At 71.9% G+C, this 25,920-nt stretch carries 27 protein-coding genes; 12 read left to right on the top strand and 15 right to left on the bottom strand.

The genetic code is table 11. The features are described from left to right. Positions 1 to 237: 237 nt before the first annotated feature. Both ctaD and ACFYTT_RS11095 read right to left on the bottom strand, forming a co-directional pair. Entirely contained in the window at positions 238 to 1,995 is a 1,758-nt protein-coding gene (gene ctaD / locus ACFYTT_RS11100) for a cytochrome c oxidase subunit I (protein WP_131052077.1), read from the bottom strand. 116 nt (positions 1,996 to 2,111) lie between these two features. Next, positions 2,112 to 3,218 carry an FAD-dependent monooxygenase gene (locus ACFYTT_RS11095; protein WP_131052076.1) on the bottom strand — a complete coding sequence of 369 codons (1,107 nt, stop codon included), beginning with the start codon at positions 3,216 to 3,218 and terminating at the stop codon, positions 2,112 to 2,114. Positions 3,219 to 3,579: 361 nt separating this feature from the next. On the opposite strand from ACFYTT_RS11095, the gene ACFYTT_RS11090 reads away from it, so the two are divergent. Both ACFYTT_RS11090 and ACFYTT_RS11085 read left to right on the top strand, forming a co-directional pair. Beyond that, complete coding sequence (locus tag ACFYTT_RS11090; RefSeq protein WP_387258724.1) at positions 3,580 to 4,701, top strand: cellulose binding domain-containing protein; 1,122 nt, start codon at positions 3,580 to 3,582, stop codon at positions 4,699 to 4,701. 86 nt (positions 4,702 to 4,787) lie between these two features. Next, a complete protein-coding gene (locus ACFYTT_RS11085; RefSeq protein ID WP_387258722.1) occupies positions 4,788 to 5,309 on the top strand; it encodes a GNAT family N-acetyltransferase in 522 nt (173 codons plus the stop codon). Between the two features lie 61 nt (positions 5,310 to 5,370). Here ACFYTT_RS11085 and ACFYTT_RS11080 read toward each other — a convergent pair whose 3' ends face one another. Next, complete coding sequence (locus ACFYTT_RS11080) at positions 5,371 to 6,156, bottom strand: aldo/keto reductase (RefSeq protein WP_131052073.1); 786 nt, start codon at positions 6,154 to 6,156, stop codon at positions 5,371 to 5,373. A 78-nt stretch (positions 6,157 to 6,234) separates the two neighbouring features. Here ACFYTT_RS11080 and ACFYTT_RS11075 point away from each other — a divergent pair, with 78 nt between their 5' ends. Further along, positions 6,235 to 7,278: a DNA polymerase ligase N-terminal domain-containing protein gene (locus tag ACFYTT_RS11075; RefSeq protein WP_387258720.1), complete on the top strand. Its 1,044-nt coding sequence runs from the start codon at positions 6,235 to 6,237 to the stop codon at positions 7,276 to 7,278. Positions 7,279 to 7,288: 10 nt separating this feature from the next. Beyond that, positions 7,289 to 8,482 (top strand): threonine synthase, encoded by a 1,194-nt coding sequence (locus tag ACFYTT_RS11070; protein ID WP_357212797.1) that lies wholly within the window; start codon positions 7,289 to 7,291, stop codon positions 8,480 to 8,482. Positions 8,483 to 8,500: 18 nt separating this feature from the next. On the opposite strand, the gene ACFYTT_RS11065 is transcribed toward ACFYTT_RS11070, so the two are convergent. The 4 genes from ACFYTT_RS11065 to ACFYTT_RS11050 form a co-directional block, all read right to left on the bottom strand. Continuing rightward, complete coding sequence (locus ACFYTT_RS11065; RefSeq protein WP_176092846.1) at positions 8,501 to 10,297, bottom strand: glycoside hydrolase family 15 protein; 1,797 nt, start codon at positions 10,295 to 10,297, stop codon at positions 8,501 to 8,503. A gap of 67 nt (positions 10,298 to 10,364) precedes the next feature. After that, the gene (locus ACFYTT_RS11060; protein WP_387258717.1) at positions 10,365 to 10,757 is read right to left on the bottom strand and encodes a cupin domain-containing protein; all 393 of its coding nucleotides are present in this window, start codon (positions 10,755 to 10,757) and stop codon (positions 10,365 to 10,367) included. A gap of 288 nt (positions 10,758 to 11,045) precedes the next feature. After that, positions 11,046 to 11,453, bottom strand: coding sequence for a hypothetical protein (locus tag ACFYTT_RS11055; RefSeq protein ID WP_254876738.1), 408 nt, complete (start codon positions 11,451 to 11,453; stop codon positions 11,046 to 11,048). A 211-nt stretch (positions 11,454 to 11,664) separates the two neighbouring features. After that, a complete protein-coding gene (locus ACFYTT_RS11050) occupies positions 11,665 to 12,165 on the bottom strand; it encodes a septum formation initiator (protein WP_387258715.1) in 501 nt (166 codons plus the stop codon). A gap of 103 nt (positions 12,166 to 12,268) precedes the next feature. On the opposite strand from ACFYTT_RS11050, the gene ACFYTT_RS11045 reads away from it, so the two are divergent. The 4 genes from ACFYTT_RS11045 (at position 12,269) to ACFYTT_RS11030 (ending at position 16,124) form a co-directional block, all read left to right on the top strand. Continuing rightward, positions 12,269 to 12,964: a response regulator transcription factor gene (locus ACFYTT_RS11045; RefSeq protein WP_176092844.1), complete on the top strand. Its 696-nt coding sequence runs from the start codon at positions 12,269 to 12,271 to the stop codon at positions 12,962 to 12,964. Further along, positions 12,961 to 14,247 carry a HAMP domain-containing sensor histidine kinase gene (locus tag ACFYTT_RS11040; RefSeq protein ID WP_176092843.1) on the top strand — a complete coding sequence of 429 codons (1,287 nt, stop codon included), beginning with the start codon at positions 12,961 to 12,963 and terminating at the stop codon, positions 14,245 to 14,247. The genes ACFYTT_RS11045 and ACFYTT_RS11040 overlap by 4 nt, the downstream gene beginning before the upstream one ends. A 90-nt stretch (positions 14,248 to 14,337) precedes the next feature. Next, positions 14,338 to 14,880, top strand: a complete 543-nt coding sequence (locus ACFYTT_RS11035; protein WP_387258712.1) for a PepSY domain-containing protein — start codon at positions 14,338 to 14,340, stop codon at positions 14,878 to 14,880. A 170-nt stretch (positions 14,881 to 15,050) separates the two neighbouring features. Further along, the gene (locus ACFYTT_RS11030; RefSeq protein ID WP_176092841.1) at positions 15,051 to 16,124 is read left to right on the top strand and encodes a beta family protein; all 1,074 of its coding nucleotides are present in this window, start codon (positions 15,051 to 15,053) and stop codon (positions 16,122 to 16,124) included. A gap of 8 nt (positions 16,125 to 16,132) precedes the next feature. Here ACFYTT_RS11030 and ACFYTT_RS11025 read toward each other — a convergent pair whose 3' ends face one another. The 5 genes from ACFYTT_RS11025 to ACFYTT_RS11005 form a co-directional block, all read right to left on the bottom strand. After that, the gene (locus ACFYTT_RS11025) at positions 16,133 to 16,414 is read right to left on the bottom strand and encodes an adhesin (RefSeq protein WP_131057065.1); all 282 of its coding nucleotides are present in this window, start codon (positions 16,412 to 16,414) and stop codon (positions 16,133 to 16,135) included. Positions 16,415 to 16,741: 327 nt separating this feature from the next. Then, positions 16,742 to 17,071 (bottom strand): hypothetical protein, encoded by a 330-nt coding sequence (locus tag ACFYTT_RS11020; RefSeq protein WP_131057063.1) that lies wholly within the window; start codon positions 17,069 to 17,071, stop codon positions 16,742 to 16,744. Between the two features lie 104 nt (positions 17,072 to 17,175). Then, positions 17,176 to 17,613 (bottom strand): nitroreductase family deazaflavin-dependent oxidoreductase, encoded by a 438-nt coding sequence (locus ACFYTT_RS11015; protein ID WP_131057061.1) that lies wholly within the window; start codon positions 17,611 to 17,613, stop codon positions 17,176 to 17,178. A gap of 62 nt (positions 17,614 to 17,675) precedes the next feature. Then, a complete protein-coding gene (locus ACFYTT_RS11010; RefSeq protein WP_387258709.1) occupies positions 17,676 to 18,638 on the bottom strand; it encodes a hypothetical protein in 963 nt (320 codons plus the stop codon). Between the two features lie 131 nt (positions 18,639 to 18,769). Next, positions 18,770 to 19,366, bottom strand: a complete 597-nt coding sequence (locus ACFYTT_RS11005) for a pentapeptide repeat-containing protein (protein WP_387258707.1) — start codon at positions 19,364 to 19,366, stop codon at positions 18,770 to 18,772. A 73-nt stretch (positions 19,367 to 19,439) separates the two neighbouring features. On the opposite strand from ACFYTT_RS11005, the gene ACFYTT_RS11000 reads away from it, so the two are divergent. The 3 genes from ACFYTT_RS11000 to ACFYTT_RS10990 all read left to right on the top strand — a co-directional run bounded on the left by ACFYTT_RS11000 (position 19,440) and on the right by ACFYTT_RS10990 (position 22,932). After that, entirely contained in the window at positions 19,440 to 20,672 is a 1,233-nt protein-coding gene (locus tag ACFYTT_RS11000; RefSeq protein WP_387258705.1) for a serine hydrolase domain-containing protein, read from the top strand. 76 nt (positions 20,673 to 20,748) lie between these two features. After that, positions 20,749 to 21,390 carry an NAD(P)-dependent oxidoreductase gene (locus tag ACFYTT_RS10995; protein WP_131055275.1) on the top strand — a complete coding sequence of 214 codons (642 nt, stop codon included), beginning with the start codon at positions 20,749 to 20,751 and terminating at the stop codon, positions 21,388 to 21,390. Positions 21,391 to 21,570: 180 nt separating this feature from the next. Continuing rightward, entirely contained in the window at positions 21,571 to 22,932 is a 1,362-nt protein-coding gene (locus tag ACFYTT_RS10990) for a M28 family peptidase (protein WP_131055277.1), read from the top strand. 52 nt (positions 22,933 to 22,984) lie between these two features. Here ACFYTT_RS10990 and ACFYTT_RS10985 read toward each other — a convergent pair whose 3' ends face one another. After that, positions 22,985 to 23,449, bottom strand: coding sequence for a PPOX class F420-dependent oxidoreductase (locus ACFYTT_RS10985; RefSeq protein WP_131055279.1), 465 nt, complete (start codon positions 23,447 to 23,449; stop codon positions 22,985 to 22,987). Between the two features lie 19 nt (positions 23,450 to 23,468). Beyond that, positions 23,469 to 24,098 carry a DUF6642 family protein gene (locus tag ACFYTT_RS10980; protein ID WP_131055281.1) on the bottom strand — a complete coding sequence of 210 codons (630 nt, stop codon included), beginning with the start codon at positions 24,096 to 24,098 and terminating at the stop codon, positions 23,469 to 23,471. Positions 24,099 to 24,401: 303 nt separating this feature from the next. Here ACFYTT_RS10980 and ACFYTT_RS10975 point away from each other — a divergent pair, with 303 nt between their 5' ends. Beyond that, positions 24,402 to 25,190, top strand: coding sequence for a M15 family metallopeptidase (locus tag ACFYTT_RS10975; RefSeq protein WP_131055283.1), 789 nt, complete (start codon positions 24,402 to 24,404; stop codon positions 25,188 to 25,190). Between the two features lie 76 nt (positions 25,191 to 25,266). Here ACFYTT_RS10975 and ACFYTT_RS10970 read toward each other — a convergent pair whose 3' ends face one another. Next, a complete protein-coding gene (locus tag ACFYTT_RS10970) occupies positions 25,267 to 25,596 on the bottom strand; it encodes a hypothetical protein (RefSeq protein WP_254876737.1) in 330 nt (109 codons plus the stop codon). Between the last annotated feature and the right edge of the window lie 324 nt (positions 25,597 to 25,920).

Below are 25,920 nucleotides of genomic sequence, written 5' to 3'. Positions count from 1 at the left end.
GGCCGTCGCCCTGGCCCTCTGTTGACGGCCGTGGCCGAGGCAGCAACTTCAGGGACGTTGCTGCCTCGTCTCGCTCTGAGACAGCAACAACCATGAAGTTGCTGCCGCACCGCAGCGGGGCACGGCAGCGCCGATCAGGTTTCCGGTGGTCGACCCGACGTACGGCCCCTGGGTGGAAAGGGCGACGGGCGCCTCCCCGGGTGGGGGTGGCGCCCGTCGTGGGTGCGTGTGGTGGTGTCAGCGGCGATCGATGTCGCTGGAGGTGTCCTCCTGGTAGCTGGCACCGCCGTCGGACTCGCTGGTGAGCGGCTTGGAGCCACCCTCGGGCGGGCCGGCCAGGCTCTGCCCGGCGGCAAGCTCGGGGAACTTGGCGTCGAAGGCGGGGCGCTCGGAGCGGATGCGGGGCATCCGGTCGAAGTTGCGCAGCGGCGGCGGGGAGGTGGTCGCCCACTCCAGCGAGTTGCCGTGGCCCCACGGGTCGTCGACCTCGACCACCGGACCGGCCTTGTACGCCTTCCAGCAGTTGTAGATGAACGGCAGCGTGGAGATACCGGTGATGAACGCGCCGATCGTGGAGATCATGTTCAGCGTGGTGAAGCCGTCGATGGCCTGGTAGTCGGCGTACCGCCGGGGCATGCCCTCGTTGCCGAGCCAGTGCTGCACCAGGAACGTGGTATGGAAACCGATCATGGTCAGCCAGAAGTGAATCTTGCCGAGCCGCTCGTCCAGCATCCGGCCGAACATCTTCGGGAACCAGAAGTAGATGCCGGCGAACACCGCGAACACGATCGTGCCGAAGAGCACGTAGTGGAAGTGCGCCACCACGAAGTACGAGTCGTGCATGTGGAAGTCGAGCGGCGGGGCGGCCAGCAGCACGCCGGTCAGGCCACCGAAGAGGAAGGTGACCAGGAAGCCGACGGACCAGAGCATCGGCGTCTCGAAGCTGATCTGGCCGCGCCACATGGTGCCGATCCAGTTGAAGAACTTCATACCGGTCGGCACGGCGATCAGGTAGCTCAGGAAGCTGAAGAACGGCAGCAGCACCTGGCCGGTGGCGAACATGTGGTGTGCCCACACGCTCATCGACAGGCCGGCGATGGCGATGGTGGCGGCGACCAGACCCTTGTAGCCGAAGATCGGCTTGCGGGAGAAGACCGGGATGATCTCGCTGATGATGCCGAAGAACGGCAGCGCGATGATGTAGACCTCGGGGTGCCCGAAGAACCAGAACAGGTGCTGCCACAGCATCGGGCCGCCGGTGTCCGGGCTGTAGACGTGGGCACCGAGGAGCCGGTCGGCGGCGAGCGCGAACAGCGCGGCGGCCAGCAGCGGGAAGACCAGGATCACCAGGAGGCTGGTGACCAGCATGTTCCAGGTGAAGATCGGCATCCGGAACATGGTCATGCCGGGCGCGCGCAGGGTCAGGATCGTGGTGATCAGGTTGACCGCGCCGAGGATCGTGCCCAGACCGGAGATGGCCAGACCGACCACCCACATGTTCGCGCCGACGCCGGGAGAGTGCTCCACGGTGCTCAGCGGGGTGTACGCCGTCCAGCCGAAGTCCGCCGCGCCGCCCGGGGTCAGGAAGCCGGCGGTGGCCATGGTGCCACCGAACAGGTACAGCCAGTAGGCGAAGCTGTTCAGTCGCGGGAAGGAGACGTCCGGCGCGCCGATCTGGATCGGCACGATGTAGTTACCGAAGGCGAACACGATCGGCGTCGCGAAGAACAGCAACATGATCGTGCCGTGCATCGTGAACAGCTGGTTGTACTGCTCGGGCGAGAGGAACTGCAGCCCGGGCCGGGCCAGCTCGGCCCGCATGATCAGGGCCATCAGGCCACCGATCATGAAGAACACGAACGCGGTGACCATGTACATGATCCCGATTTGCTTCGCGTCCGTGGACCGCAACAGCCGCGCGATGGCCGACCCCTTGACCGGCTCCCGGACCGGCCAGGGCCGGGTCACGACCGGCTTGGGTGCGACGGTGGTCACGAGTGGCCTCCGGTTCTGGGTTGTCCCGCTCGGCACGCGTGTCTCTGCGGGCCGTCATCCGCAAGGAGGATAGTCCCCGGCAGGTGAGAGCGCCGCGTGGGGTCACCGGGCGTGGATCACAGCGGGCCGAGGAGCAACCGGTAATGCTCGCCGAAGATGCGGTCGCCGCGTCCGCGCAACAACGGGTCGCGGAGCGCCGGCGGCACGTCGCGGGTGCGGTTGCGGTCCCGGGTCCGGTCCCGCACCCATCGGGTACGCGGTCGGCGGCGGCTCTCGTACGCGGTCAGCGCCGCCTCGACGCTGCCGGCGGCGGCCAGCGACTCGGCGAGCACCACCGCGTCCTCCAGAGCCATCGCGGCACCCTGGGAGAGCGTCGGCGCGGTGGCGTGGGCGGCGTCACCGACCAGCAGCACCCGGCCCCGGTGCCAGCGACCGAGTTCGACCTCGTCGGTGACGCTGGCGTGCACCGTCCCGAGCGCGTCGAGCACTTCGGGCACCGGGCCGCCGTACTCGCCGAACAGCTCCCGCAGCCGGGCCCTCGGGTCGGCCGGCGACGCGGTGCCGGCCTCGTCCGCGTAGCAGTGCAGCCGACCGGCACCGATCGGCACCACCAGGATCCCGCTGCGTTGACCGAGCAGCGCGGTCCAGTCCCGGACGGTCGGCCCGTCGCGGACGACACTGCGGTAGACCACCTGACCGGCGGGGCGGGGCGGTCCACCGAGTGCGGCCAGCGCCCGGATCGAGGAGCGCGGACCGTCGGCACCGATGACCAGGTCGTACTCGGTCTGGGTGCCGTCGACGAAGGTGACGCCGACGGTGTTGGCCAGCAGGTCGATGGTGCGGACCTCGGCGCCGTGCCGGACCGCGCCGCCGGCCCCGCTGAGCAGGACCCGGTGCAGGTCGGCGCGGGGCAAGGCGCGGCATTCGCCGACGCCGGCCCAGAGTGTGTCGAGGTCGACCTCGCACAGCGGTACGCCGTCCGCGTCCAGGAAGCGCTGGCGGTGGATGACCTGCCCGTAGGGGCGTACCGGGTCGTCCAGGTCGAGTCGGCGCAGCGCGCGGGCGGCGTTGCCCGGCAGGTAGAGGCCGGCGTCGGCGAGTTCGCCCGGGGGCGCCTTGTCGGTCACGTCCGGCCGGAAACCCGCCAGGCGCAGCGCCCGGGCCACGGCAAGACCGGCGATGCCCGCGCCGACGACGAGAATGCGCAGGGGGGAGCTACGCATGGGGTTGTACGCCTCCGGAGTGGTCGGCACGCGTTGGAGGCAAGACACTACTCGGCGCAATCGGTGCACGCCAGAGGCAACCAGCCCACGACGGACATCCCTCGGCGCGGCGATCCCTCCCGTCGGCGCCGCCCAGCGCCCGGCCGGGGGCCTTGCGCCGACCGGTCGGCGCGTACGTGACACACCTCATAATTCCCCTCAATAACCCCGGTCGGTTGCGCCCGTTGTTTCAAGTATGTAAATGTGACGATGAGCACATGGGAGCGCTCCCGGAGCCACCCACCCCCCGGCGGCGAGCACCTCCCTCCGCTCCACTCGCACACCGTCCCGGCGTCCCTGACGCCGCAGCGCAAGGAGCATCATGAGACGTATCCTGCGGGCCATCACGGCCGTCGGCCTGCTCGCCGCCGGCTCCACCGTCGCCGTGGCCCTCGGCGGCACCGCCTCCGCCGACACCCTGATCTGCGAGCAGTACGGCAGCACGGTGATCCAGAACCGCTACGTGGTGCAGAACAACCGTTGGGGCACCACCGCCGAGCAGTGCATCAACGTGACCAGCAGCGGCTTCGAGATCAGAACCCAGAACGGCAGCAGCCCGACCAACGGCGCTCCCACCGCGTACCCGTCGGTCTTCGTCGGTTGCCACTACACCAACTGCTCCCCCGGCACCAACCTGCCGATCCAGGTCAGCCAGATCAGCAGCGCGAGCAGCAGCATCAACTACCGGTACGTCAGCGGGGCCACCTACAACGCCTCGTACGACATCTGGCTCGACCCGTCGCCCAAGCGCGACGGCGTGAACCAGATGGAGATCATGATCTGGCTCAACCGCCAGGGCTCCATCCAGCCCATCGGTTCCCCCGTCGGCAACGCGAACATCGACGGCCGGAACTGGGAGGTCTGGCGCGGCAGCAACGGCTCCAACAACGTCATCTCGTACCTGTCGCCGTCGGCCATCAGCAGCGCGAACCTCAACCTGCTGGCCTTCATCAACGACACCCGCAACCGGGGCGCGATCACCAACTCCTGGTACCTGACCAGCATCCAGGCCGGCTTCGAGCCCTGGCAGGGCGGCGCCGGCCTGGCCGTCACCAACTTCTCGGCCTCGGTCAACGGCGGCGGCACCAACCCGCCGCCCACCACCACCCCGCCGCCCTCGGGCAGCGGCGCGTGCGCGGTCAAGTACACCGCCAACTCGTGGAACAACGGCTTCACCGCCGACGTGCAGATCACCAACACCGGGTCGAGCACCCTCAACGGCTGGACGCTGGCGTACTCACTGCCCTCCGGACAGCAGATCACCAGCTCCTGGAACGCCACGGTGAGCCAGAGCGGATCCTCGGTGACCGCGCGGAACATCACCTGGAACGGCACCCTCGCCCCCGGCGCCACGGCCAGCTTCGGCTACCAGGGCTCGCTGAGCGGGTCGTACTCCTCCCCCACCACCTTCACCCTCAACGGCGCCACCTGCTCCCGTTCCTAACCTGATGTAAGGAAGGGTCCCCTCCTAACGCCTCGTGCATAGGAGGGGACCCTTCCTAACATCCAGCCGGCGAGAGGACAGAGGCCGTGCAGATTCGCCTTGAGGGTGACGGGCTCGTGCTGCGCCCGTGGGCGGTACACGACCTGCCTCAGCTCGTCGTGATCTTCGATCATCCGGAGATGGCCCATCGGCTACCGGTGGCCACGCCCTTCGACCGGGCCGCGGCCGAGGCGTACCTGGCGAAGGCGCGGGCCTCCCGCGACAGGCTGTACCTGGCCGTCACCGACGCCGACGACCTGGCCCGGGGCGAGGTGATGCTCAACCTGGTCACCGGCGGCATCGGGTACGCGGTCGGGCCGCCCTATCGGGGCGAGCGGCTGGCCGCCCGGGCGCTGCGACTGCTGACCGCGTACGCCGACTCGATCCCGGGCCTGCCCACGACGTACCTGGAGATCGAGGCGGACAATACGGGCAGCATGGCCACCGCTCGGGCGGTCGGCTACCGGCCGACCGGTGACGAGCCGGTCGTCGTCGACGAGGGACGACGCCGGCTCGTGCTGCACCGCTGGGAACGCGGCGGCTCGGTGACGCCCTGCACCCGCTCCTGACGTTAAAAGGGGTCCCCTGCTATGCACGAGGCGTTAGCAGGGGACCCCTCCTTTCACAAAGTCACAAGCCCAGTGCGTCGATGTCGCGGATCTCCTCGGCGGTGAGGGAGAAGCCGAAGACGTCGGCGTTGGCCCGGATCCGGTCCGGGGTCACCGACTTGGGGATCGCCACGATCTCGTGGTCGAGGTGCCAGCGCAGCACCACCTGGGCCGGCGAGACGTTGTGTGCGCCGGCGATCCGGGTCAGCACCGGGTCCGACAGGTCGCTGGCCTTGAACGGGCTGTAGCCCTCCAGCACCACGCCCCGGTCACGGTGTTCGGCGTGCCGCTGCCGGTCGTACAGCCGGGGGCTCCACTTGATCTGGTTGACCGCCGGGTTCTCCTCGGTGGCCTGGATCAGCTCGTCGATCTGCGGGGTGCTGAAGTTGCTCACGCCGACCGCGCGGGCCAGGTTCGCGTCCCGGGCGGCGAGCATCTCGCGCCAGGTCGGGATCAGGGCGCCGGGGTCGCTGGGCGGCCAGTGCAGCAGCCACAGGTCGACGTAGTCGAGGCCGAGGGCGCGCAGGCTCGCCTCGATCGTCTCGCGTTCCCGACCGACCTGGTCGGCCGGCAGTTTGGTGGTGATGAAGACGTCCTCGCGGCGCAGCCCGCTCTCGCGGACCGCCCGGCCGACCTCCTCCTCGTTGCCGTACATGGTGGCGGTGTCGATGTGCCGGTAGCCCGCGTCCAGCGCGGCGAGCACCGCCTTGTAGCCGGTCTCACCGGTGGCCTGCCAGGTGCCGAAACCGAGCAGGGGGATTCGGACGTCACCGGGGAGGACGGCGGTGGGCTGGTCGACGTGGTCCATACCGACTGTTCTACCCCTGATCGTCGCCGCCATTCCCGGACCCGGGCACGCCGCCCCGGTTTGCCGGAGAATGTCATCGTGGCTGACCGGCTGGAGGAGTACCGGCGCAAGCGCGACGCGGCGCGTACCCCGGAACCGGTGCCGGCGTCCCGGAGTCGCCGGGCCGGCGCGGACCGGGGCCGCTTCGTCATCCAGCAGCACCACGCCCGCAGCCTGCACTGGGATCTGCGGCTGGAGCACGACGGGGTGCTGGCCTCGTGGGCGGTGCCACGCGGGCTGCCCCGCGAGCCGGGCCGCAACCACCTGGCCGTGCACACCGAGGACCACCCGATGGAGTACCTGGACTTCTCCGGTGAGATCCCGGCCGGCGAGTACGGCGGCGGACGCATGATCATTCACGATCGGGGCACCTACCACTGCGAGAAGTGGCAGGAGCGCGAGGTGGTGGTGGAGCTGCGCGGCCGGCGCACCACCGGGCGGTACGTGCTGTTCGCCGCCGGTGGCCGCGACGGCCGGGACTGGATGGTGCGACGCACCGATCCGCCGCCGCCCGGCTGGACCAGCATGCCCGAGCAGGTCGCGCCGATGCGCCCCACACCCGCCCGCCGGCTCCCCGCCGACCAGGCCGACTGGGGGTACGAGCTGCGCTGGGACGGGGTACGCGCGACGGCGTACGTGTCGGGCGGGCGGTTGCGGCTGCTCGCCGAGGACGGGGCGGAGATCACCGGCGGGTACCCCTGGCTGCGCCCGATGGCCGAGGCGCTGGCACCGACCGAGGCGGTGCTCGACGGCGTCCTGGTCCGCATCGACAGGACCGGCCGGGTTCGACCCGCCCGGGGTGGCCGGAGCACCTCCGACGCCCAGTATCTGCTGGTCGACCTGCTCTGGCTGGAGGGCGTGAGCAGCGTCAACCTGCCCTATCCACAGCGCCGGGAGTTGCTCGACGGTCTGGCGCTGGCCGGGCCGCACTGGCAGACTCCGCCGTGGTTCCCCGGCACCGGCGCCGAGGCCCTGCGTACCGCCCGTGAGCAGGGGTTGCCCGGGGTCGTGGCGAAGCGGCTGGACTCCGGTTACGAGCCCGGACGGCGCAGCCCGGCATGGCGCAGCGTCGACGCGAGCTGAGGGGGCCATCGTGCACCTGACCCACCTGGAGTGCCCGCGCTGCGGCACCGAGCACGACTCCGGCGTACCGCAGAACCTCTGCTCGTGCGGCTCGCCGCTGCTGGCCCGCTACGACCTGGCGGCGGTGCGGCGGACGGTGGAGCCGGAACGGTTCGGGCTGCGCCCGGCCGACCTGTGGCGCTATCGGGAGCTGCTGCCGGTGGCGGACCCGGCGTACGTCACCACGCTCGGTGAGGGTTGGACGCCGATGCTGCGTGCTCCGGCGTACGGCGCGGAGATCGGTGTCGACGAGCTGCTGGTCAAGGACGAGGGGTTGACCCCGACCGGCTCGTTCAAGGCGCGCGGCGCGGCGGTGGGGGTGTCCCGGGCCCGGGAGCTGGGGGTGCGGCGGATCGCCATGCCGACCAACGGCAACGCGGGCGCCGCGTGGGCCACCTACGCGGCCCGCGCCGGGATGGGCGCGACCATCGCCATGCCGCTGTCCGCGCCGACCATCTGCCGCCGCGAGTGCGTGGCCGCCGGGGCGGACCTGCGCCTGGTGGACGGGCTGATCGGCGACGCCGGGCGGCAGGTCGCCGCGCTCGTCGCGGCCTCGGCCGGTTCGATCTTCGACGCCGGTACGCTGCGCGAGCCGTACCGCCTCGAAGGCAAGAAGACGATGGGGTACGAGATCGTCGAGCAGTTGGGCTGGCAGGTGCCCGACGTGATCATCTATCCGACCGGCGGCGGGGTGGGGCTGATCGGCATCCACAAGGCGCTCGGTGAGCTGCGCGAGCTGGGCTGGGTCGAGGACAGACTGCCCCGGCTGGTGGCGGTGCAGTCGACCGGCTGCGCGCCGATCGTGCGCGCGTTCGCGGCCGGCGAGGACCGGGCGCAGCCGTGGGCGGACGCGCACACGGTGGCGTTCGGCATCACCGTGCCGGCGCCGCTCGGCGACGAGTTGATCCTGGCCGCGGTACGCGCCACCGCCGGAACCGCGATCGCGGTGGACGACGCCGAGATCCTCGCCGACCTGCGGGACTTCGCGGCTCGTGAGGGGCTGCTGCTCTGCCCGGAGGGGGCGGCCTGTCTGACCGCCGCCCGCAGGTTGCGCGCCGGTGGCTGGATCCGCGCGGGCGAGCGGGTGGTGGTGCTCAACACCGGGACCGGGCTGAAGTATCCGGAGACGGTGGACGTGAGCGGCGTACCGCTGCTGCCCGCCTGACGCGCGACGCCCGGCCGGTCACTCGGCGGCCGGGTCGGTCAACCGCCAGGCGGCGTTGACCAGCCCGATGTGCGACAGCGCCTGCGGGGTGTTGCCGAGCTGCGCCCCGGTGGTCAGGTCGATCTGCTCGCTGAACAGGCCGACGTCGTTGGCGTGCCCGGCCACCTGCGTGAACAGCCGGGCCGCCCGCTCCTGTTCGCCGGCCAGCACCAGGCACTCCACCAGCCAGAACGAGCAGAGCAGGAAGCCGGCCGGGTCGGTGTCCCAGCGGCGGATCAGGCCGCCCTCGCCGCCGAGTTCCCGTTCGACGGCGTCGATGGTCGCGCGCATCCGTGGGTCGGTCGCCGGCAGGAAGCCCACCACCGGCAGGTACAGCACCGCGGCGTCCAGCTCGGGCGAACCGAACGCGCCGGTGAAGACACCCCGCTCCCGGCTGAAGCCGTCGCGGAGCACGGTGGCGCGGATCTCGTCCCGGACGCCCGCCCAGCGTCGTGGGTCGGCCCGCTCGCCGAGGTGGGGTGCCAGCCGTACGGCCTTGTCCATCGCCACCCAGCAGAGCGCCTTCGACGCCACGTAGTGCCGGTCGGTGTCGCGGGTCTCCCACATGCCCCGGTCCGGCAGGTGCCAGGTGGCGGCCACCTGTTCGGTGAGGCCGAGCACCATCTCCCGCACCTCGGTGCCGAACGGCTCGCCGAGGTAGTCGCGCAGACGCCACACCGCCGACACCATCTCGCCCGGTACGTCCAGTTGGCGCTGCCGCCAGGCGTCGTTGCCGACGCGTACCGGGGAGCTGCCCGCGTAGCCGGTCAGGCCGGGGCAGTCGTGCTCGGAGACGTCCCGTTCCCCTTCCGGGCCGAACATCACCGGCACCGGATCGGCACCGATCCGGCCGATCGAGCGGGCCGACCAGTCGAACAGCCGCGACGCCTCGGTGGGGCAGGCCGCCACCCACAGCGCGCGCATCGTCATCGCGAAGTCGCGCAGCCAGGAGAAGCGGTAGTCGTAGTTGCGGTCACCGCCGACGCGTTCCGGCAACGACGTGGTCGGTGCCGCGACGACCGCGCCACTGCGGGCGTACGTGAGGCCGATGAGCACGGTCGCACTCTGTCGGACCAGGTCCGGGTACCGGCCGTCGTAGTGGTGCGTGTCGCGGAAGGAGCGCCAGGCCTGCACGGTGTCCGCCAGCCGCCGGACCGGGTCCAGCGCGGGGGGCCGTTCGCCGTAGGCGGGGGCGTACGCGACCTCGAAGCCGAGCACCTGCCCCTCGTCGACCTCGAAGACGTGCCGCACCCGGTCGTGCTCGGCGGTCAGCCGCATCCCGGCGCAGCGCAGCGTCAACTCGACCGGCCCGGCGACGGCCCGCACCCCACCGTCGTCGAGTTCGCAGAAGTAAGGGGTGAGCAGGCTGTTCTCCGGCCGGGGCCGGAAGTCGAGCGCCATTCGTACCCGGCCGGAGAGTCCTTCCACGACGCGGAGCAGCACGGCCGGCGACCGCAGGCCGAGTTCGTGGCCCCGGGCACCGGCCTCGGCGGCGAGCGCGTCGGTCACCGCGACGCTGCCCTCCGGGGTCCGGTGCACGGTCCGCAGCACCAGGGTGTCCGGTCGGTACGCCCGCTGCACCCGGTGTCCGGCGCTCCCGGCGGCGACCGGCGCGAGCCGCCAGTGGCCGCCGTCGGCGTCGAGCAGCCGGGCGAACACGGCGGGCGAGTCGAACCTGTTCGGGCACCACCAGTCGACGGAGCCGTCCCGCCCGACCAACGCCCCCGATCGACAGTCGGAGAGGAACGCGTAGTCGGAGATCGGCGGCTGCACCATCCGGTGCGCGTACCCGGATCCTCGTCCACATCACGCCGGCGGAGGAGGCCCGGGCCGGCGGGACGGGTCAGGAGGTCGGCGGCTCGTCCTCGCCGGCGGCCTCGGCCGCGTCGGCCTCCTCCTTCGTCTTGTGCACCGCCTGGTCGGCGTGCTCCGGCGGCCCGTAGACGGTGTAGAGCACCAGCGGGTTCGGCCCGGTGTTGACGAAGTTGTGCTTCGTCCCGGCCGGCACCACCACGAGGTCTCCCTGCACGACCTCGCGCTTCTCGCCGGCCACCCGGGCCTCGCCGGTGCCGCTGACGAAGGTGAGGATCTGGTCGATGTACTCGTGGACCTCTTCGCCGATCTCACCGCCCGCCGGAATCGTCATGATCACCAGTTGGGTGTGCTTCCCGGTCCACAGCACGCGCCGGAAGTCCGGGCTCTTCTCGGCGACCGTGGCGATAGTGAAGTGCTCCATGACGGAGACATACCCCGTTGCGACCCGCTCCACGCCGGGACTTGCAGATAGTGGAATTGCGCACGATCCGAGGGTTTGGAGGCACGCCGAACGGGGATCGACACGACCGGCCGGCACTGGTCGGCCATGCCAGGTCCCCGTCGACGTACCGCCGTACGGCTGCGGTGGCGGGAGACGGCTGAGCGCGGCGACGTTCGGGTCCTCGGATCGAACGGCGCCGTGCGCTCGTGCCCGGACCTCGGTCGGTGCCCCGTCCGTGCGGCCACGCCGGGACGGTGCACTCCACGGCTACGCCAGGACGGCCAGGTGGAAGGGCCGGTCGGCAGAGGCCCCGGCACTGTCGAAGGTGGTGACGAAGACCGCGTTCGGGATGCCGGTACGCCCGGCCACGGCGATCTGGCCGGACGGCGCCAGCCCCGAGCTGCCCGACAGCCCCACCGTGCCGACGCATCCGGCGGCGGTCACGTCCTGGTCGAAGACCACCTGGTACATCCCGGTGCTCAACCGGTCGGCGGTCGCGGCGCCCATCCCCCGGACCAGGACACCGTTCGCGCTGACCACGGCGAACAGCACCCTCGCCGTGGACGGCATGCCGGCGCCGCCGCAGGTGGTGTGCGCGGCGTCGGCACGGGCCATGGTCTCCTGGCCTGGCACCGGCTGGGTCGCCCGCCTGCTCCTGGCTCTCGCGCTGGACATCGTTCTCCTCTCCAGCCGGCCGGGCGGCCGAGACGTGTTGAGTTGATTGGGGCGACTAAGAAGGATCAGCACCGATCAGCACCCTTTGTGCATCGAACGTATGTCGCGTTCCCCGTCGACAGCCACACGACAGGCTGTCCGATCAAGGACAATCGGCATCTCGATCAAGCCTCTGACCTGCGACGGAACTTCCGCAGTCGGGTGTGTGTCGTCAGTCGTCGTCCGGGTCCAGCACCGGCACGCCACCGGCGCACCGCACCGACAGCTCGTGCTCGCCGCTCGGGCCGACGAACTTCACCTCGGCGTCGTCGTCCGGGCCCCGGTCCACGTCCTCGACCGAGTAACCCTGCTTCGGCGACCAGGACGCCAGCCACACCCCGCCCGGCACGCACTTGGCCACCACGCTGCCGCCCTGGTTGGAGAAGCTGCGCCGGTGGGACGTCTCCGGGGTGGGACTCGTGGAGGCGGTCGGGCTCACCGGAGCGGTGGCCGCCGGGTCCGGCGAGCCGGTCGGGCCCGGCGTACCGGTCGTCGGTCCGGTCGTCCGGGGCGGCGCGGCCAGTTCGCGGGCGATCTCCTCCTGGCTGCGGACGCCGCCCGGCGTGCCGGTGAGGCTCTCCCCCACCAGCCGGATGGCGGCGACTCCGATCAGCGTGGCGACCACCGCGGTGGCCAGCCACCCGGCGACGGCGAGGAGCGTGCGACGTCCCATCACCCGACTATCCCTGATCGCGGGTTGGGGCCACCTTCGGGGAAGGCTAAGGGAGGGTTAACGGACGCCGCCGTCGCGCCCGAGCGGATATACCCTGCCTGCTGTGGCCCGCCTGCTGCTCATCGAGGACGACCTGACCATCCGCAACCCGCTGGTGCGGGCGCTGCGCGAACGGGGACACGCGGTGGCGGCGGCGTCCACCGCGATGGCCGGGCTCCGCGACGCGCTCGACGACCGCCCCGACCTGGTCGTGCTCGACCTCGGGCTGCCCGACCTGGACGGCCGCGAGCTGCTCCGGATGCTGCGCGCGGTCAGCGCGGTGCCGGTCATCGTCGCGACCGCCCGCGACGACGAGACGGAGGTCGTCCGGGTCCTCGACGCCGGGGCCGACGACTACGTGGTCAAGCCGTTCACCGCCGCCCAACTCGACGCGCGGGTCCGCGCGGTGCTGCGACGCGGGCCGGGCGGACCGGCCGAGGAGGACCCGACCATGGTCGTCGGTGGGCTGCGGATCGACCCCCGGGCACGGCAGGTCAGCCTGGACGGCACGCCGGTCGAGTTGACGCCGCGCGAGTTCGACCTGCTGCGGCACCTGGCCGGCCGGGTCGGTGAGGTGGTGACGAAACGGGAGCTGCTCACCGAGGTGTGGCAGATCCCGTACGGCGGGGCGGACAAGACCGTGGACGTGCACCTGTCCTGGCTGCGTCGCAAACTCGGCGAGAGCGCCCAGCAGCCGCGTTACCTGCACACCGTACGCGGGGTGGGGGTCCGGCTGGTCTCGCCCGAGGCACCACGATGAGGGCGCGCCTGGCACTGCTGGTCACCGCCGTCAGCGTGCTCATCGTGATCGCCTTCCTGGTGCCGCTGGCGCTGCTGCTGCGGACCTCCGCCGAGGACCGGGCGACCGCACGGGCCACCGCCGACGTGCAGGGTCTCGCCCCGGTGGTCGGCACCGCCGACTCCGAGACCGTCCGGCTGACCGTCGACCAACTCGTCCAGTCCGGCCGCCCGGTCAGTGTCTTCCTCCCCGACGGCGAACAGCTCGGCGCGCCGGCACCGCGGACGCCCGCCGTCGAGCTGGCCGCCCGGGGGCAGAGCCTGACGGCCGAGACGCCGGAGGGCCGCGAGGTGGTGATCGCGGTACAGGGCCGTACGGACGGCACCGCGGTCATCCGCACCTTCGTCTCCGAGGCCGAGCTGACCCACGGGGTGGACCGGGCCTGGCTGGTGCTCTCCCTGCTCGGACTGCTGCTGGTGCTGATCGGTCTCGCGGTGGCCGACCGGCTGGCCCGCACCCTGGTCCGCCCGATCGGTGAGCTGTCGGCGGTGTCGCACCGGCTGGCCAACGCCGAACTGGACGCGCGGGTCGAGCCGTCCGGGCCGGCGGAGCTGCGCGAGGTGGGTGGTGCCCTCAACCACCTGGCCGGACGGATCCAGGAACTGCTGGTGCAGGAACGCGAGCAGGTGGCCGACCTGTCCCACCGGTTGCGGACCCCGCTGACCGCGCTGCGGCTGGAGGCCGAGTCGCTGACCGATCCGCAGGACGCCGCCCGGATCGCCGGTGCGGTGGACGGGCTGGAACGGGCGGTCACCGGTCTGATCCGGCAGGCCCGCTGGCGTACGCCCGCCGACGGTGCGGTGGTCACCGACGCCGTGGCGACGGTGACCGAGCGGGTGGCCTTCTGGTCGGTGCTGGCCGAGGAGACCGGCCGAGCGGTCGACCTCGACCTGGCACCCGGCCCGCTGCCGGTCGGCGTCCCCGTCGACGAGCTGGCGGCGGCGGTGGACGCGCTGCTCGGCAACGTCTTCGCGCACACCCCCGACGGCACCGCCTTCGCCGTGCGACTCGCTCCCGACGGCGACCGGGTGGTGCTGGCGGTGGCCGACGAGGGCCCCGGCATCGCCGCCGAGTCGGTTCGGCGCGGAGCCAGCCAGGCCGGGTCGACCGGCCTGGGGCTGGACATCGCCCGCCGGGCCGCCCAGGCCAGCGGCGGCCGGCTGGAACTGGGCGAACGTCCCGGTGGCGGCGCCGAGGTGGTGCTCGTCCTGGGCACGCCGAAGATCGCCGCGACCGGTCCCTAGCGCTTTTAACCCGGCCTTAGTGTTCGGACAGCGCGCCGCTATCCCGCCGCGACAGATGCTGTGTGCATCAACCGAGGAGAGGTGGCACCAATGAAGCGCAACCCCCTGATCCTGGCGTCGGTCGGCGGCGCCGCGGCGGTCCTCGCGGCGGCCGGGATCTTCCTGGGCGTCACGGCGGCCGACACCGACCGCGCGCGGCAGACCACGCTGACCGCGGCGACCGCCGCGCCGGAGGAGACCACCCCGGCCGCTCCCGACGCGGTCACGCCCCCGGCTGACCCGGGCACGGTCGCCCCGCCGACCGACCCCGGCACCGTGGCCCCGCCCGCCGACCCGACCACGGCCACCCCGCCGGCCGGCACCGGCACGCCGGACCCCGCCGACAAGGTGAGCCGCGAGCGGGCCGGTGAGATCGCCCTGGCGCACGCCGGCGGCGGTCGGATCACCGAGATCGACCGGGACCGGGAGAACAAGCGCCCGGTCTGGGAGGTCGAGATCGTCAACGGCGACGTCGAGCACGAGATCGACGTCGACCGGGAGACCGGCGAGGTGCTCAAGGCCGAGAAGGAGCGGTACGACGGCGACGACGACCGCGACGACGACGATGACGATGACGACCGCGACGACGACTGACCGGTCGGCAGCGGGCCGGTGACGGCCGATGGACACCCCGGAGCGGCACCCGCCGCCCGGGGTGTCGCGCTGTCGGTGCCCCGCGATGACAGTCGCGGAGCTGACAGAGTTCCGCCGAATTTCCGGCTGCATGCCCTGTGAGCTGGGTAATCACCTGGCTACATTTAATTATGGTGCCCGCCCACCGGGGCTGGGCGACGGAACCGGTCTACCGTCCCGTCCTCCCCGCACGGCGGGGCGAACTGGACGCGCTCGGCCACCTCGACGACGCCCTCGCCCCGCTGATCGCCCCGATCCTGCACGTGTCCGAACTCGACAGATCCATCGTGGAAGCCGTGAACCGGTTGCCGCCGGGGCTGATCCCGGCCGTCGACGTGGGCGCGCTGCCCGATCCGGCCGGTGCCGAGCCGCTGCGATGGGGCGTACCGCTGGTGCCGGTGATCGGTCTGACCGACGGTGACCAGCGGCTCGCGGCGCACGGGGTCACCGCCCGGGCGTACTGCGGCCGGGCCGTGGTGCGCCTGCGGATCCGCCTGGACCGGGCCGGACCCGACGCCGCCACGACCGCCGTGGAACGGATCTGGCGGTACGCGCGACTGGCCCCCGAGCAGTGCGACCTGGTGCTCGACTGCGGTGACGTGTGCTGCCCGGCGGACATCCGCACGACGGAGCCCCGGGTACGCCGGGCGCGGGACTGGGCCCGACGGCACGCGTGGCGCACGGTCACCGTGGTGGCGGGCGGGATGCCCCCGGCACTGGCCCGACTGCCCACCGACGAACCGGTCCGGCTGGACCGTTGGGACTGGCTGCTCTGGCGGCGGCTGGCCGACCTCGGGGTGGGGTTCGGTGACTACGGCGTCGCCTCCGCCGCGCCCGGCGCGGAACCGGCGGACCGGCTGCCGACGGTCCGCTACACCGACGTTGACGCGTGGTGGCTCTACCGGTGGTCGCGGCGGGGTCGGCGCGGCGACGAGCGGGTCGCCGACCTCTGCCGTGAACTGGTGTCCGCGCCGCACTGGCCGTCGACGGGCGCCGGCTTCTCCTGGGGCGACCACGAGATCGTGCGCCGGGCGCGTCGGGTCGCCGGAGCCGGGTCGGCGACCAACTGGGTGGCCTGGAGCACCTCGCACCACCTGGCACACGTGCTGGCCACACTGGGGCGTACCAGCGGTGGTGGAGCCCGGCCCCCGGGGCCCGTCCCGCCCCCACGGCCCCGTGGCGGGGAGCACCGCCGCGCGGGCTGAGCCTGCGGCTACTGCTGCTCGGTGAACCCGAACTGCACCACGCCCTCGTCGTCGACGGTCGCGTCGACCGCGGCGTCGCCGAGCAGGTCGGCGGCGTCGGAGTCGAGGAAGATGCGGGCGCCCTGGTTGTCGACCACCTGATCACCCGCGACCGGCGCGGCGACCAGCTCGACGGTGAGCGATCCGGCGGTGGTGTCCGCGGCGATGCGTACCCCACCGCCCTCGGCCACGTCCTGCTGGTTGGCGAGATCACGGATCACCAGGACGGCGTTGTCGGTCATCGTGAGCATGGCGGGACTCCTCGTGGGTTCTCGACTCCCGGTGCCGGAGGCACACTGCCGGCCAGTCCGTGAGCGGACCGGCACTCGGCCCGCACACCGGGTACGGATGTGGCGGCCTTTCCAGGCCGACCACACCCGGCGCGGCTCGCCGGGCAGCGGTCGCCCACCGCCGCATCGGGGCAGCTCAAGGCCCCTCCACTGCCCACGGTGCCCGCTCTGGAGGCATCCGTCAAGTAGACCACCGTCGATTGATTAACCGGGTGTGAAAGCTCTGCGAACGGGTACCCGACGAGGTTTCCCTGATGTTAGGAGGGGACCCCTGCTATACCGCAGGCGTTAGGAGGGGGCCCTTCCTTGCATCTTGGGCGGGGGGACGGGAGCGGCGGGATCGCCGCGTTCGATGAGGGCGGCGATCTCGGAGTCACGCAGGCCGCGCAGCGCCAGCACGCGGGTGCCCCAGCGGTGCAGCCGGCACGGGTGCGGGCTGGCGTCGTTGCGACAGACTGTGCCGCCGGACCATCTTCGGGGCGCGTGCACCACGACGGCACGGACGGCGAACTGGGCGTCCTCGGCGGTCACGTACGGCGGCAGCGGGATCTCCCGCAACGCCGTTCCGACCGGCTCGCCGGTGGGCGGGGACGGACGGAGGGTACTGCTGCTGCTCATCAGCCTGGCCTCCACACAGGACAGTCGAACCCGGACAGCAGGACGGTACGGTCCGGTGGAGGCGACCCGACGGACAAACTGCCCGACGGCGGGTACGGCTGCCGTCAGAGGCGTTCCAGCAACACCACGGGGATGTCCCGGTCGGTCTTGGTCTGGTAGTCGTCGTACGCCGGCCAGACGGCGACCATGTCCGGCCAGAGCCGGGCCTTCTCCTCGGCCGTGGCGGTGCGGGCCCGTGCGGTGAAGCGCTCGGCCGCGACCTGGACCTGGGCCTCCGGGTCCGCGAGCAGGTTCAGATACCAGGCGGGGTGTCGGGGAGCGCCGCCCTGGGAGGCGACCACCACGTACGCGTCGCCGTGCCGCCGGTAGATCAACGCGGTCCGGCGGAGGGCGCCGCTGCGCCGGCCCCGGGTGGTCAGCAGCAACGTGAACACGCCCGGCTGCCACTCGTGTCCCTCGGCACCGTCGGTCTCGACGTACCTGTCGATGTGCTCGGCCACCCAGTCGGTGGGGCTGTCCACTACCTTCTCGCCCGACGTCATCGGTCCTCCTCGATCATGATCGGTCACCGACCACGCTACTGGAGAACCGTGCCGGGGGCAGGTCAGCGCAGTGCGACGGCCTGGAGGCCGACGTTGCCGCAGTGCGGGGTGAACGTCTCCTCCACCGTCCAGGTGAGCAGGACACGGGTGCCCTGCGGCGCCTCGAACCGGACCGTCACGCCCGAAGAGAGGCTGGTGTGCCGCTCCTCCAGACGCAGCGTCCGGCGTGGCCCGTCGTCGCCCACGCGTACGTCGAGCCGACCGCGGGCCATCCAGACGCCGAGATAGACGGTGGCGGTACGCGGCTGACCGTCGGCGACGACGGCGAGCCGGAAACCGTTGCCCGCACCGCAGGTGTAGACCCCGTCCGCGACGTCGCCGGCCGAGTTCACCGGCGCGCCGTCGCGCCACCGGAACAGTTCCTGGTTGCCGTCCCAGCTGTCCCGGTCGCCCTGTCCGCCCAGGTCACGCAGGGAGGCGGAGCCGTCGCGCTTGCGTATCGGGCTGGTGGTGCCGCCGAGGCCCCAGTGCAGCCAGTCGCGGCGGCCCGCCTCGGTCAGGTCCACCGTCGCCGGGATGTCGGCCCGGCCGAGCGTCAGCGTCGGCGGCGCGGCCGGCGGGGCGGGCGTGGGCACCACGACGGCACTCGGCGAGGGGCTCGGACTGCGCTCGCGCGGTCGCAGGCCCGGCATGGCGTCGGCGTCGGCGGTGGCGCTGGGCAGCGCCGGACGCCCGACCACCGCCGGCAGGCCGTCCGGGTCCGGCTGGTCGTCCGGCACCGGCTCCGACCACCAGTTGACGTAGCCGACGAGGGCCAGCAGACCGGCGAGGGCGGCGACCGCCTCCACCGTGGTGCGCCGACGTCGCCGGGCGCGGGCGAGCCGTCGGGCGGCTGCCCGGGTCTCCCCTTCGGCCGACGGTGGCGCTGTCGGTGGCGAGGGTCGGGCCGATTCCGCGCGGCGGCGGCCCGCCCGGGTGCGGTGCGACGCCGGCCCGACCGGCTGCGCGGGCTTCTCCTCCGCCACCGACTCTCCACTTCTGCCGGACCGGAATCACGCCGGCACGCTCGACCCGGACGCGGGGCCGTCTCACATTCGCATCACCGACACCCGGCGCGCTAGTGCGGCGTCGTGGCCGGTTCGTCGCCACGGACGGCTCAGCCGAGGACCTGGAAGCCGAGGGCGCGGGCCATCATGACGGCCTGCACCGCGTCGACGATCGCGCCGGAGCGGTGCACGGCGGTCGGATCCAGACCGGAGAGGTCACTGCCGCGCAGGTCCGCACCGGACAGCCGGGCTCCGCGCCACTGCACGTCGGAGAGGTCGCCGCCACTCACGGTCGCGCCGGTCAGGTCGGCACCGGAGAGGTCGGCCTCCCGCATGCGTACGCCGGTGAGGCGCACGCCCCGCAGGTCGGCGCCAGCGAGCGTGACGAACGACCAGTCGCCGCCGTCGACGGTCAGCGGACGCAGATCGCACCGGTCGAAGCTGCTGCCCACGAACTTGCAGCCGGTGAACTCCGCCTCGAACAGGTTGCAGCGGGTGAAGACGCACCGGGTGAAGGCCGAGTCGACGTGCCGGGAGACGTTGAACAGCACGTCGCCGAAGGTGCAGCCGTCGAAGACGGCACCCCGGCTGGTGGCCTCGGTCAGGTCGACGCGGTGGAAGGTGCACCCGACGAAACGCCGGTCGGTCAGCTCCTCGGCGTACCAGTCCTCGTCGTGGAAGGTGACGCCCTCGATCGGCTCCGGCATGAGGCGGAGCCTAGCCAGTGACACCGACGACCTTTCGTTCCCGGCCCGCGTACCGGCCGGTAGGTTCGGTCGGATGAGCATGGCACGCAGCATCGCGCCGGCCGAGGTCGGTTTCGACCCGGCCCGGCTGGCTCGGATCGACGCGCACTTCGGTCGGTACGTCGACGACGGTCGGCTCGCCGGTTTCCAGGTGCTGGTCACCCGGCGCGGCGAGATCGCGCACAGCGCGGCGTACGGGCTGCGCGACCGCGAGGCGGGCACGCCGGTCGAGGCGGACACGCTCTGGCGGATCTACTCCATGAGCAAGCCGATCACCTCGGTGGCGGCGATGATGCTCTGGGAGGAGGGCCGTTTCGAGCTGACCGACGAGATCGGCCGCTGGCTGCCCGAGTTCGCCGACATGCGGGTCTACTCGAAGGGCTCGACGCTGAAGCCGTACACGGTGCCGGCGATCGAGCCGATCCGGGTCTGGCACCTGCTCAGTCACACCTCCGGGCTGACGTACGGCTTCATGCAGACCTCGGTGGTCGACGGCCTGTACCGGGCCGCCGGGTACGACCTGTACCCGCCGTCGGGCGTGGACCTGGCCGAGGCCTCCCGGGTCTTCGGTGAGCTGCCACTGCTGTTCCAGCCCGGCACCGCGTGGGGCTACTCGGTCGCCACCGACGTGCTGGGCCGGCTGATCGAGGTGGTTTCCGGGCAGAGCCTGGACACCTTCCTGCGCGAACGGATGCTGGATCCGCTGGGCATGACCGACACCCGCTGGCACGTGGCGGGGGCCGACGCCGAGCGGCTGGCCGCGCTCTACGTGCCGGACCCGGCCACCGGTCGGGCGGTCCGGCACGACCGGCTCGGCGACCTAGCGTACGCGAAGCCGAGTCTCCTCTCCGGCGGCGGTGGCCTGATCTCGTCGGCCGCCGACTACCACCGGTTCACCCAGATGCTGCTGCGCGGCGGCGAGCTCGACGGGGTACGCCTGCTCGGCCCGCGTACGGTGCGCCTGATGACCCGCAACCACCTGCCCGGCGGCGGTGACCTGGGCACGCTGTCCACCGGCGGGTTCGCCGAGACGACGCTGGACGGCATCGGGTTCGGCCTCGGCTTCGCGGTGGTCGACGACCCGGTGCCGAGCCGGCTGCCGAGCAGCGTGGGCGAGTACTACTGGGGCGGGGTGGCCAGCACCGCGTTCCTGGTCGACCCGGCGGAGCAGCTCACCGCCCTGCTGTTCACCCAGCTCATGCCGTCGAGCACCTGGCCGCTGCGCGCGCAGCTGAGGCAGCTCGTCTACTCCGCCCTGGTGGACTGAAGGACCATCCGCACTGGTGGACTGAAGGATCGCCGTTCCACCGACGCTCCCCGGGCCCGGTCCATAGCCTGGGGTGGTGAGCAACATCGTCGTGTTCGGGGCGGGCGGCACCGCGGGTTCCCGCATCGTGGTGGAGGCGGTCGACCGGGGACACCGGGTGGTGGCCGCGGTACGCCGACCGGAGGCCGTCTCGTACCTGCCACCGGCCGTACGCGTGGTCACCGGGGACGCCACCAGCGAGCGCAGCGTACGGGAGTTGGCGCCGGACGCCGACGCGCTGGTGGTGGCGATCGGCGGTGGCGACCGTACGCTGTGGCCGGACGCGGCCCGGACGCTGCTCCACGTGCTGGGCGGGATGCCGGCCGCGCCCCGCGTGATCCACGTCGGCGGCGGGTCCACCCTGCTCACGCCGACCGGGGGCCGGTTGCTCGACGAGCCGGACTTCCCCGCCGACTACCGGGAGGCCGCGCTCGGCCAGGCCGACGCGCTGGACGTCTACCGGTCCGCTGCCGACGGTGTCACCTGGACCTACCTGTCCCCGCCGCCGCTGGAGTTCCATCCCGGCGAGCGCACCGGACGGTACCGCACCGGCACCGAGCAGCCAGTGACCGACGACGATGGCCGCAGCGCGCTCAGCTACGAGGATCTGGCGGTCGCGGTGGTCGACGAAATCGAGAGCCCGCGTTTCCGGAATATGCGGTTCACTGCCGCATACTAATTCCTCGATCTTGAGAACGAGCAGCTAGCGGGTTAGATTCGAGCCGCAGTGACCCGGGATGTTCACCCCTGACTCCCGGGTCCGTACCTCGAATCAGGAGGCTTGCTCTTGTCATCCCTCGACGACGCCGTGACACCCTCGCACGAATCGTCCAGCTCCACTGTGTTCAACCGTCGACGCATGCTCACCGTCGCACTCGGCGGGGCGGCCACCGTGGCACTCCCGGCACCGGCCTGGGCCGCCGACGACAAGCGGCCGGGCGCACACCGCCCGCCCAAGCTCACCCCCCAGGACCGCAAGGTCATCGCCCAGCTCTCCCCCCGCCGGGCGCTGGAACACCTGAAGGTGCTCTCCGAGGACATCGGCCCGCGCATCGGCGGCACCGAGTCCGAGCGCCGGGCCGCGAACTACCTCGCGGGCCAGTTCGACAAGCTGCGGTACGACACCACGCTGCAACCGTTTCCGGTGGCCGACAAGTTCCTCGCCCAGCTCAGCTCCCCCGCCGGCCTGCCGACCGACCTGAACTGGCAGGTCGGGGCCAGCGCCCACGCCGCCCTGGACACCTCGGTCACCGCCGCGGTCGTCGACGTGCGGGCCGGTGCGGCGGCGGACTTCACCGCCGACGTCGCCGGCAAGATCGTGCTGGTGGACTACGTCGCCGCCCAGCGGGAGGCGGTGGCGGCGCGGGCGGTGGCCGCCGGTGCGGCCGGTGTGGTCTTCCTCCCGGCCGATCTGGTCGAGCCGCGCCGCGCGTCGGCGTTCTCGCCCACCCTGCCCGGCTCCGCCGCCACGCCGCTGGGCATCCCGGTGGTCGGCGTCGCCCAGGCGCAGAAGCACCGGCTGCGGGCGCTGCTCGCCGCCGGACCGCTCACCCTCACCGTCGCCACCACCGCGCACCGCGGCCTGACCTCGTACAACGTGCTGGCCGAGCGGCGTGGGCGGTCCGGCGCGAACGGCCCGGTGGTCATGGTCAGCGCGCACTACGACTCGGTGATCGGCGCGCCGGGCGCCAACGACGACGGCTCCGGCACCGTGCTCTGCCTGGAACTGGCCCGGGTGCTGAAGGCGATCCCGATCAACGCCACGGTCCGGTTCGGCCTCTGGGGCTCGGAGGAGCAGGGCCTGATCGGCTCGCGCTACTACGTGCGGGAGCTGCCGCAGGTGGAGCGGGACCGGATCCTCGCCGTCTACCAGAACGACATGGTCGCCACGAGCTGGGACCCGGCGACGCGGTACTGGCTGCTCTCCTTCACCGGCGAGGCCAACCGGGCCACCGACGAGGTCTCCGCTGCGGCGCTGCGGCTCGGCTACCAGCCGCAGATCTCCCCGGTGACCCAGCGCGGCGCCAGTGACCACCAGTCGTTCCAGGAGGTCGGCATCGCCAGCGCCAACTTCTCCTGGCGGGGTGAGGAGTCTCCGGCGCTGCTGGAGCCGCCGTACCACAGCCCGGAGGACACCATCGCCAAGAACATCAGCCTGGAGCGGTTGCAGGTGTCAATGGAGCTGATCGGCTGCGCGACGTACGCGACGGCCGGACACTGACACCCACCACCGGGGCGGGCGGGGCACGGCGGGAGCCGTGCCCCGCCCGTCGTCAGTCGGCCAGTCGGGCCGGGAAACCGCCGGTGGCGACCGGGCCCCACGAGGTGATGGTCACCCGGATCAGCGACTTGCCCTGCCGCACCATCGCCGCCCGGTAGTCGTCCCAGTCCGGGTGTTCCCCGGAGATGCTGCGGAAGTACTCCACCAGCGGCTCCAGGGCGTCGGGCAGGTCGAGGACCTCGGCGGTGCCGTCGAGCTGCACCCAGGGTCCGTTCCAGTCGTCGGAGAGCACACACGCCGACACCCGGGGGTCGCGGCGGATGTTGGAGACTTTCGCGCGTTCCGGATAGGTGGAGATCACCAGTCGGCCGTCGGCGTCCACCCCGGCGCTGACCGGCGAGGACTGCGGCCGACCGTCCGGACGGGTGGTCATCAGCACCACCCGGTGCCGGGGGCGGACGAAGGCGAGCAGGTCGTCGCGGTCGACGCGGGTGTTACGAGCGATCGTGCGTGGCATCGTTCGTTTGTACCAGTCGTCAGCCGATCCGGCCCACGGACGACTGGCGGGGCACCCGGGGACGCGCCGAGGGTCGCCAGGCGCGGCCGTTGGCGTAGATCACCCGAAAGCCGAGGTAGGAGGCGAGCGGCGCCCAGTGCGCCGAGCCCATCCGCAGCTCGGCGGCGTTGTGCCGCCGACCGTTGGCGAGTACGTCGAGCAGCACGGTCTCGAACGCCGCCGACTCGACCCAGTCCACCTCGCGGGTGAAGCCGCAGATCAACGCCGCGCCGGTCACCTCGAGGAACTCCCGCAGCACCGACTCGGGGGCGCGCAGGACCGAACAACTGCCGAAGTAGAGCCGACGCCCCTCGCAGCGCCCGGCCATCAACTCCGCCACCTCGGTCAGCTCGACCGACTGCCAGTCGGTCAGGCACAGCCGATTCGGCTCGCCGTGCATGGCGAAGAAGCCGAGCCGGTGGTCGGCGTACTGCTTGAGCAGCCAGCGGTCGACGAAGTAGAACAGCTCGTCCCGGGTGGCCGCGTCCTTGTGGATGAAGCGGACCTTGCCCAGCCGTTCGAGCAGTTCGAGGGTGGGCAGCACCGATCCCCGCTCGTTGAGGTCCCGGTGCCACTGGCCCTCGACGCAGAAGATGCCTCCGCGTGCCACGCCCGCCTCCCCGTCGTCGCCCGCGCTGAGGTTACCGGGCCACCTCGGCCCGGCGACATCACCCGTCCTGCGGTCACCTGCGACTTTCCGTACCGCCACGCGCCTTTGCGGCATGGCCAGGGTGAATGCCCGATTCCGTGGAATCAGATTAATTCCGGGCCAACCGACAATCACAGGTCATCCCGAGAGGAATTCGCGTTAACCGTCACCAACCGGCCGTCGAGGTGCGAGTGTGGATTCACGGGACGGCGGTCCACGTCCCGGAATGCCACCCCATTCGCTCTCCTAGCAGGAGGACTCTCTGTGCGCGCACATCTGATGAAGCGGGCTGTCCTCGCCCTCGCCCTGGCCGTGCCAGGTGCCGCGATCGCCTCTGCGGTCGCCGCGCCGCCGGCCCATGCCGACGGCTGCTACACCTGGAACCGCACGCTGTCCCGGGGCAGCTCGGGCAGCGACGTCCGCGAGCTGCAACTGCGGATCGCCGGTTGGGCGGGCAACAACAACGTGGTGGAGCTCGACGGCCAGTACGGCCCGAAGACCGCTGCCGCCGTACGCCGTTTCCAGTCCGCGTACGGACTGCGGTCCGACGGGGTCGCCGGTCAGCAGACCTTCGCGAAGCTGTACCAGATCCAGGACAACGACTGCACCCCGCGCCACTTCACCTGGAACGAGATGGACGACGGCTGTGGCCGGGGCGGCTGGACCGGTGGTCCGCTGACCACCGCGCAGACCCGGCAGAACGCCCTGCGTACGATGTGGAAGCTGGAGGCGCTGCGCAAGAGCCTCGGCGACCAGCCGCTGGAGGTGACCAGCGGATTCCGCAGCCGCACCTGCAACAGCCAGGTGGGTGGTGCCTCGAACAGCCAGCACCTCTACGGCAACGCGGCCGACCTCGTCTCCGACAACCGCTCGCTGTGCCAGATCGCTCGCGCCGCGCGCAACCACGGCTTCAGCGGCATCATCGGCCCCGGGGTGAGTGGCCACAACTCGCACGTGCACGTGGACTCACGCCGCGAGAACAACCGCGACAACAGCACGAACAACACGTACTGGGCGGCACCCGACTGCGGGATCGCACCCGGCTACCGCTGAGTCGCGACGCCGGCCCGGGCTGGGCGGGGGGATGCCCGTACGCCCGGGCCGGCGTCGTGTCGGCGGACGAGCCCGCTCAGCTCGCCCGCGGCCAGCGCGGCGCGGTGGCGGGGGGTGCCACCGGCCGGCCGGGGGTTCGGACACCGGCCCGGGCGGCCGGCGCTGCCACCCTCGGCACCGGACCCCGGGCCGGGTAACCGGCCGGGTTCGTCCTCGGCGGATATCCGGCCGCGCCCGCACGCATCGGGTGACCGGCGGACCGCTCGGCACCGGCCGGGCGGGCGACCGGAGTGCGGCCCTGTTGCGGCCCGTTCACCAGGAACGGGAACGGTACGTGGACGAACGGATTCCCGTGCCGGATGAGGGCATCGAGCTGTCGTTCGTTGAGCCCGTGGTCGAGCAGCACCTTCCGACCCCAGCGATGCAGCCGGCAGGGGAACCTCGCGCCGTCGTTGCGGCAGAGTGGCCCGGTGGGCCATTCCTCCGCCGCGTGCACTACTACCGCCCGGACCGCTACGCGGACATCCTCGGGGGTCAACGGCGTCGGGACCGGCAACTCGCCCAGAATCTGATCGATGGGATCCGTCGACTGACCATCAACTCGCACGGCAGGCCTCCCGCAGTTCGGTGGCGATGCGCCTGAGCACCGCACCTCGCCCATTGATACGGCCTGGCGAGCGGGAAAGTTCAAACCAGCTCGGCGCACCGTTAACCGAGAGTGCCGACCGTC

This window comes from Micromonospora sp. NPDC003816, assembly GCF_042874705.1.
GTDB lineage: Bacteria > Actinomycetota > Actinomycetes > Mycobacteriales > Micromonosporaceae > Micromonospora.
Note: the sequence above shows the minus strand (reverse complement) of the source record. Positions and strands in the feature narration are given on the sequence as shown.

What these genes read in the sequence shown, in the direction of transcription:
- ACFYTT_RS11095 (WP_131052076.1), bottom strand. Translation starts at nt 3,218, where the DNA reads ATGCGTAGCTCCCCCCTGCGCATTCTCGTCGTCGGCGCGGGCATCGCC.
- ACFYTT_RS11090 (WP_387258724.1), top strand. Translation starts at nt 3,580, where the DNA reads ATGAGACGTATCCTGCGGGCCATCACGGCCGTCGGCCTGCTCGCCGCC.
- ACFYTT_RS11080 (WP_131052073.1), bottom strand. Translation starts at nt 6,156, where the DNA reads ATGGACCACGTCGACCAGCCCACCGCCGTCCTCCCCGGTGACGTCCGA.
- ACFYTT_RS11065 (WP_176092846.1), bottom strand. Translation starts at nt 10,297, where the DNA reads ATGGTGCAGCCGCCGATCTCCGACTACGCGTTCCTCTCCGACTGTCGA.
- ACFYTT_RS11060 (WP_387258717.1), bottom strand. Translation starts at nt 10,757, where the DNA reads ATGGAGCACTTCACTATCGCCACGGTCGCCGAGAAGAGCCCGGACTTC.
- ACFYTT_RS11055 (WP_254876738.1), bottom strand. Translation starts at nt 11,453, where the DNA reads ATGTCCAGCGCGAGAGCCAGGAGCAGGCGGGCGACCCAGCCGGTGCCA.
- ACFYTT_RS11050 (WP_387258715.1), bottom strand. Translation starts at nt 12,165, where the DNA reads ATGGGACGTCGCACGCTCCTCGCCGTCGCCGGGTGGCTGGCCACCGCG.
- ACFYTT_RS11040 (WP_176092843.1), top strand. Translation starts at nt 12,961, where the DNA reads ATGAGGGCGCGCCTGGCACTGCTGGTCACCGCCGTCAGCGTGCTCATC.
- ACFYTT_RS11035 (WP_387258712.1), top strand. Translation starts at nt 14,338, where the DNA reads ATGAAGCGCAACCCCCTGATCCTGGCGTCGGTCGGCGGCGCCGCGGCG.
- ACFYTT_RS11030 (WP_176092841.1), top strand. Translation starts at nt 15,051, where the DNA reads ATGGTGCCCGCCCACCGGGGCTGGGCGACGGAACCGGTCTACCGTCCC.
- ACFYTT_RS11025 (WP_131057065.1), bottom strand. Translation starts at nt 16,414, where the DNA reads ATGCTCACGATGACCGACAACGCCGTCCTGGTGATCCGTGATCTCGCC.
- ACFYTT_RS11020 (WP_131057063.1), bottom strand. Translation starts at nt 17,071, where the DNA reads ATGAGCAGCAGCAGTACCCTCCGTCCGTCCCCGCCCACCGGCGAGCCG.
- ACFYTT_RS11015 (WP_131057061.1), bottom strand. Translation starts at nt 17,613, where the DNA reads ATGACGTCGGGCGAGAAGGTAGTGGACAGCCCCACCGACTGGGTGGCC.
- ACFYTT_RS11005 (WP_387258707.1), bottom strand. Translation starts at nt 19,366, where the DNA reads ATGCCGGAGCCGATCGAGGGCGTCACCTTCCACGACGAGGACTGGTAC.
- ACFYTT_RS11000 (WP_387258705.1), top strand. Translation starts at nt 19,440, where the DNA reads ATGAGCATGGCACGCAGCATCGCGCCGGCCGAGGTCGGTTTCGACCCG.
- ACFYTT_RS10990 (WP_131055277.1), top strand. Translation starts at nt 21,571, where the DNA reads ATGCTCACCGTCGCACTCGGCGGGGCGGCCACCGTGGCACTCCCGGCA.
- ACFYTT_RS10985 (WP_131055279.1), bottom strand. Translation starts at nt 23,449, where the DNA reads ATGCCACGCACGATCGCTCGTAACACCCGCGTCGACCGCGACGACCTG.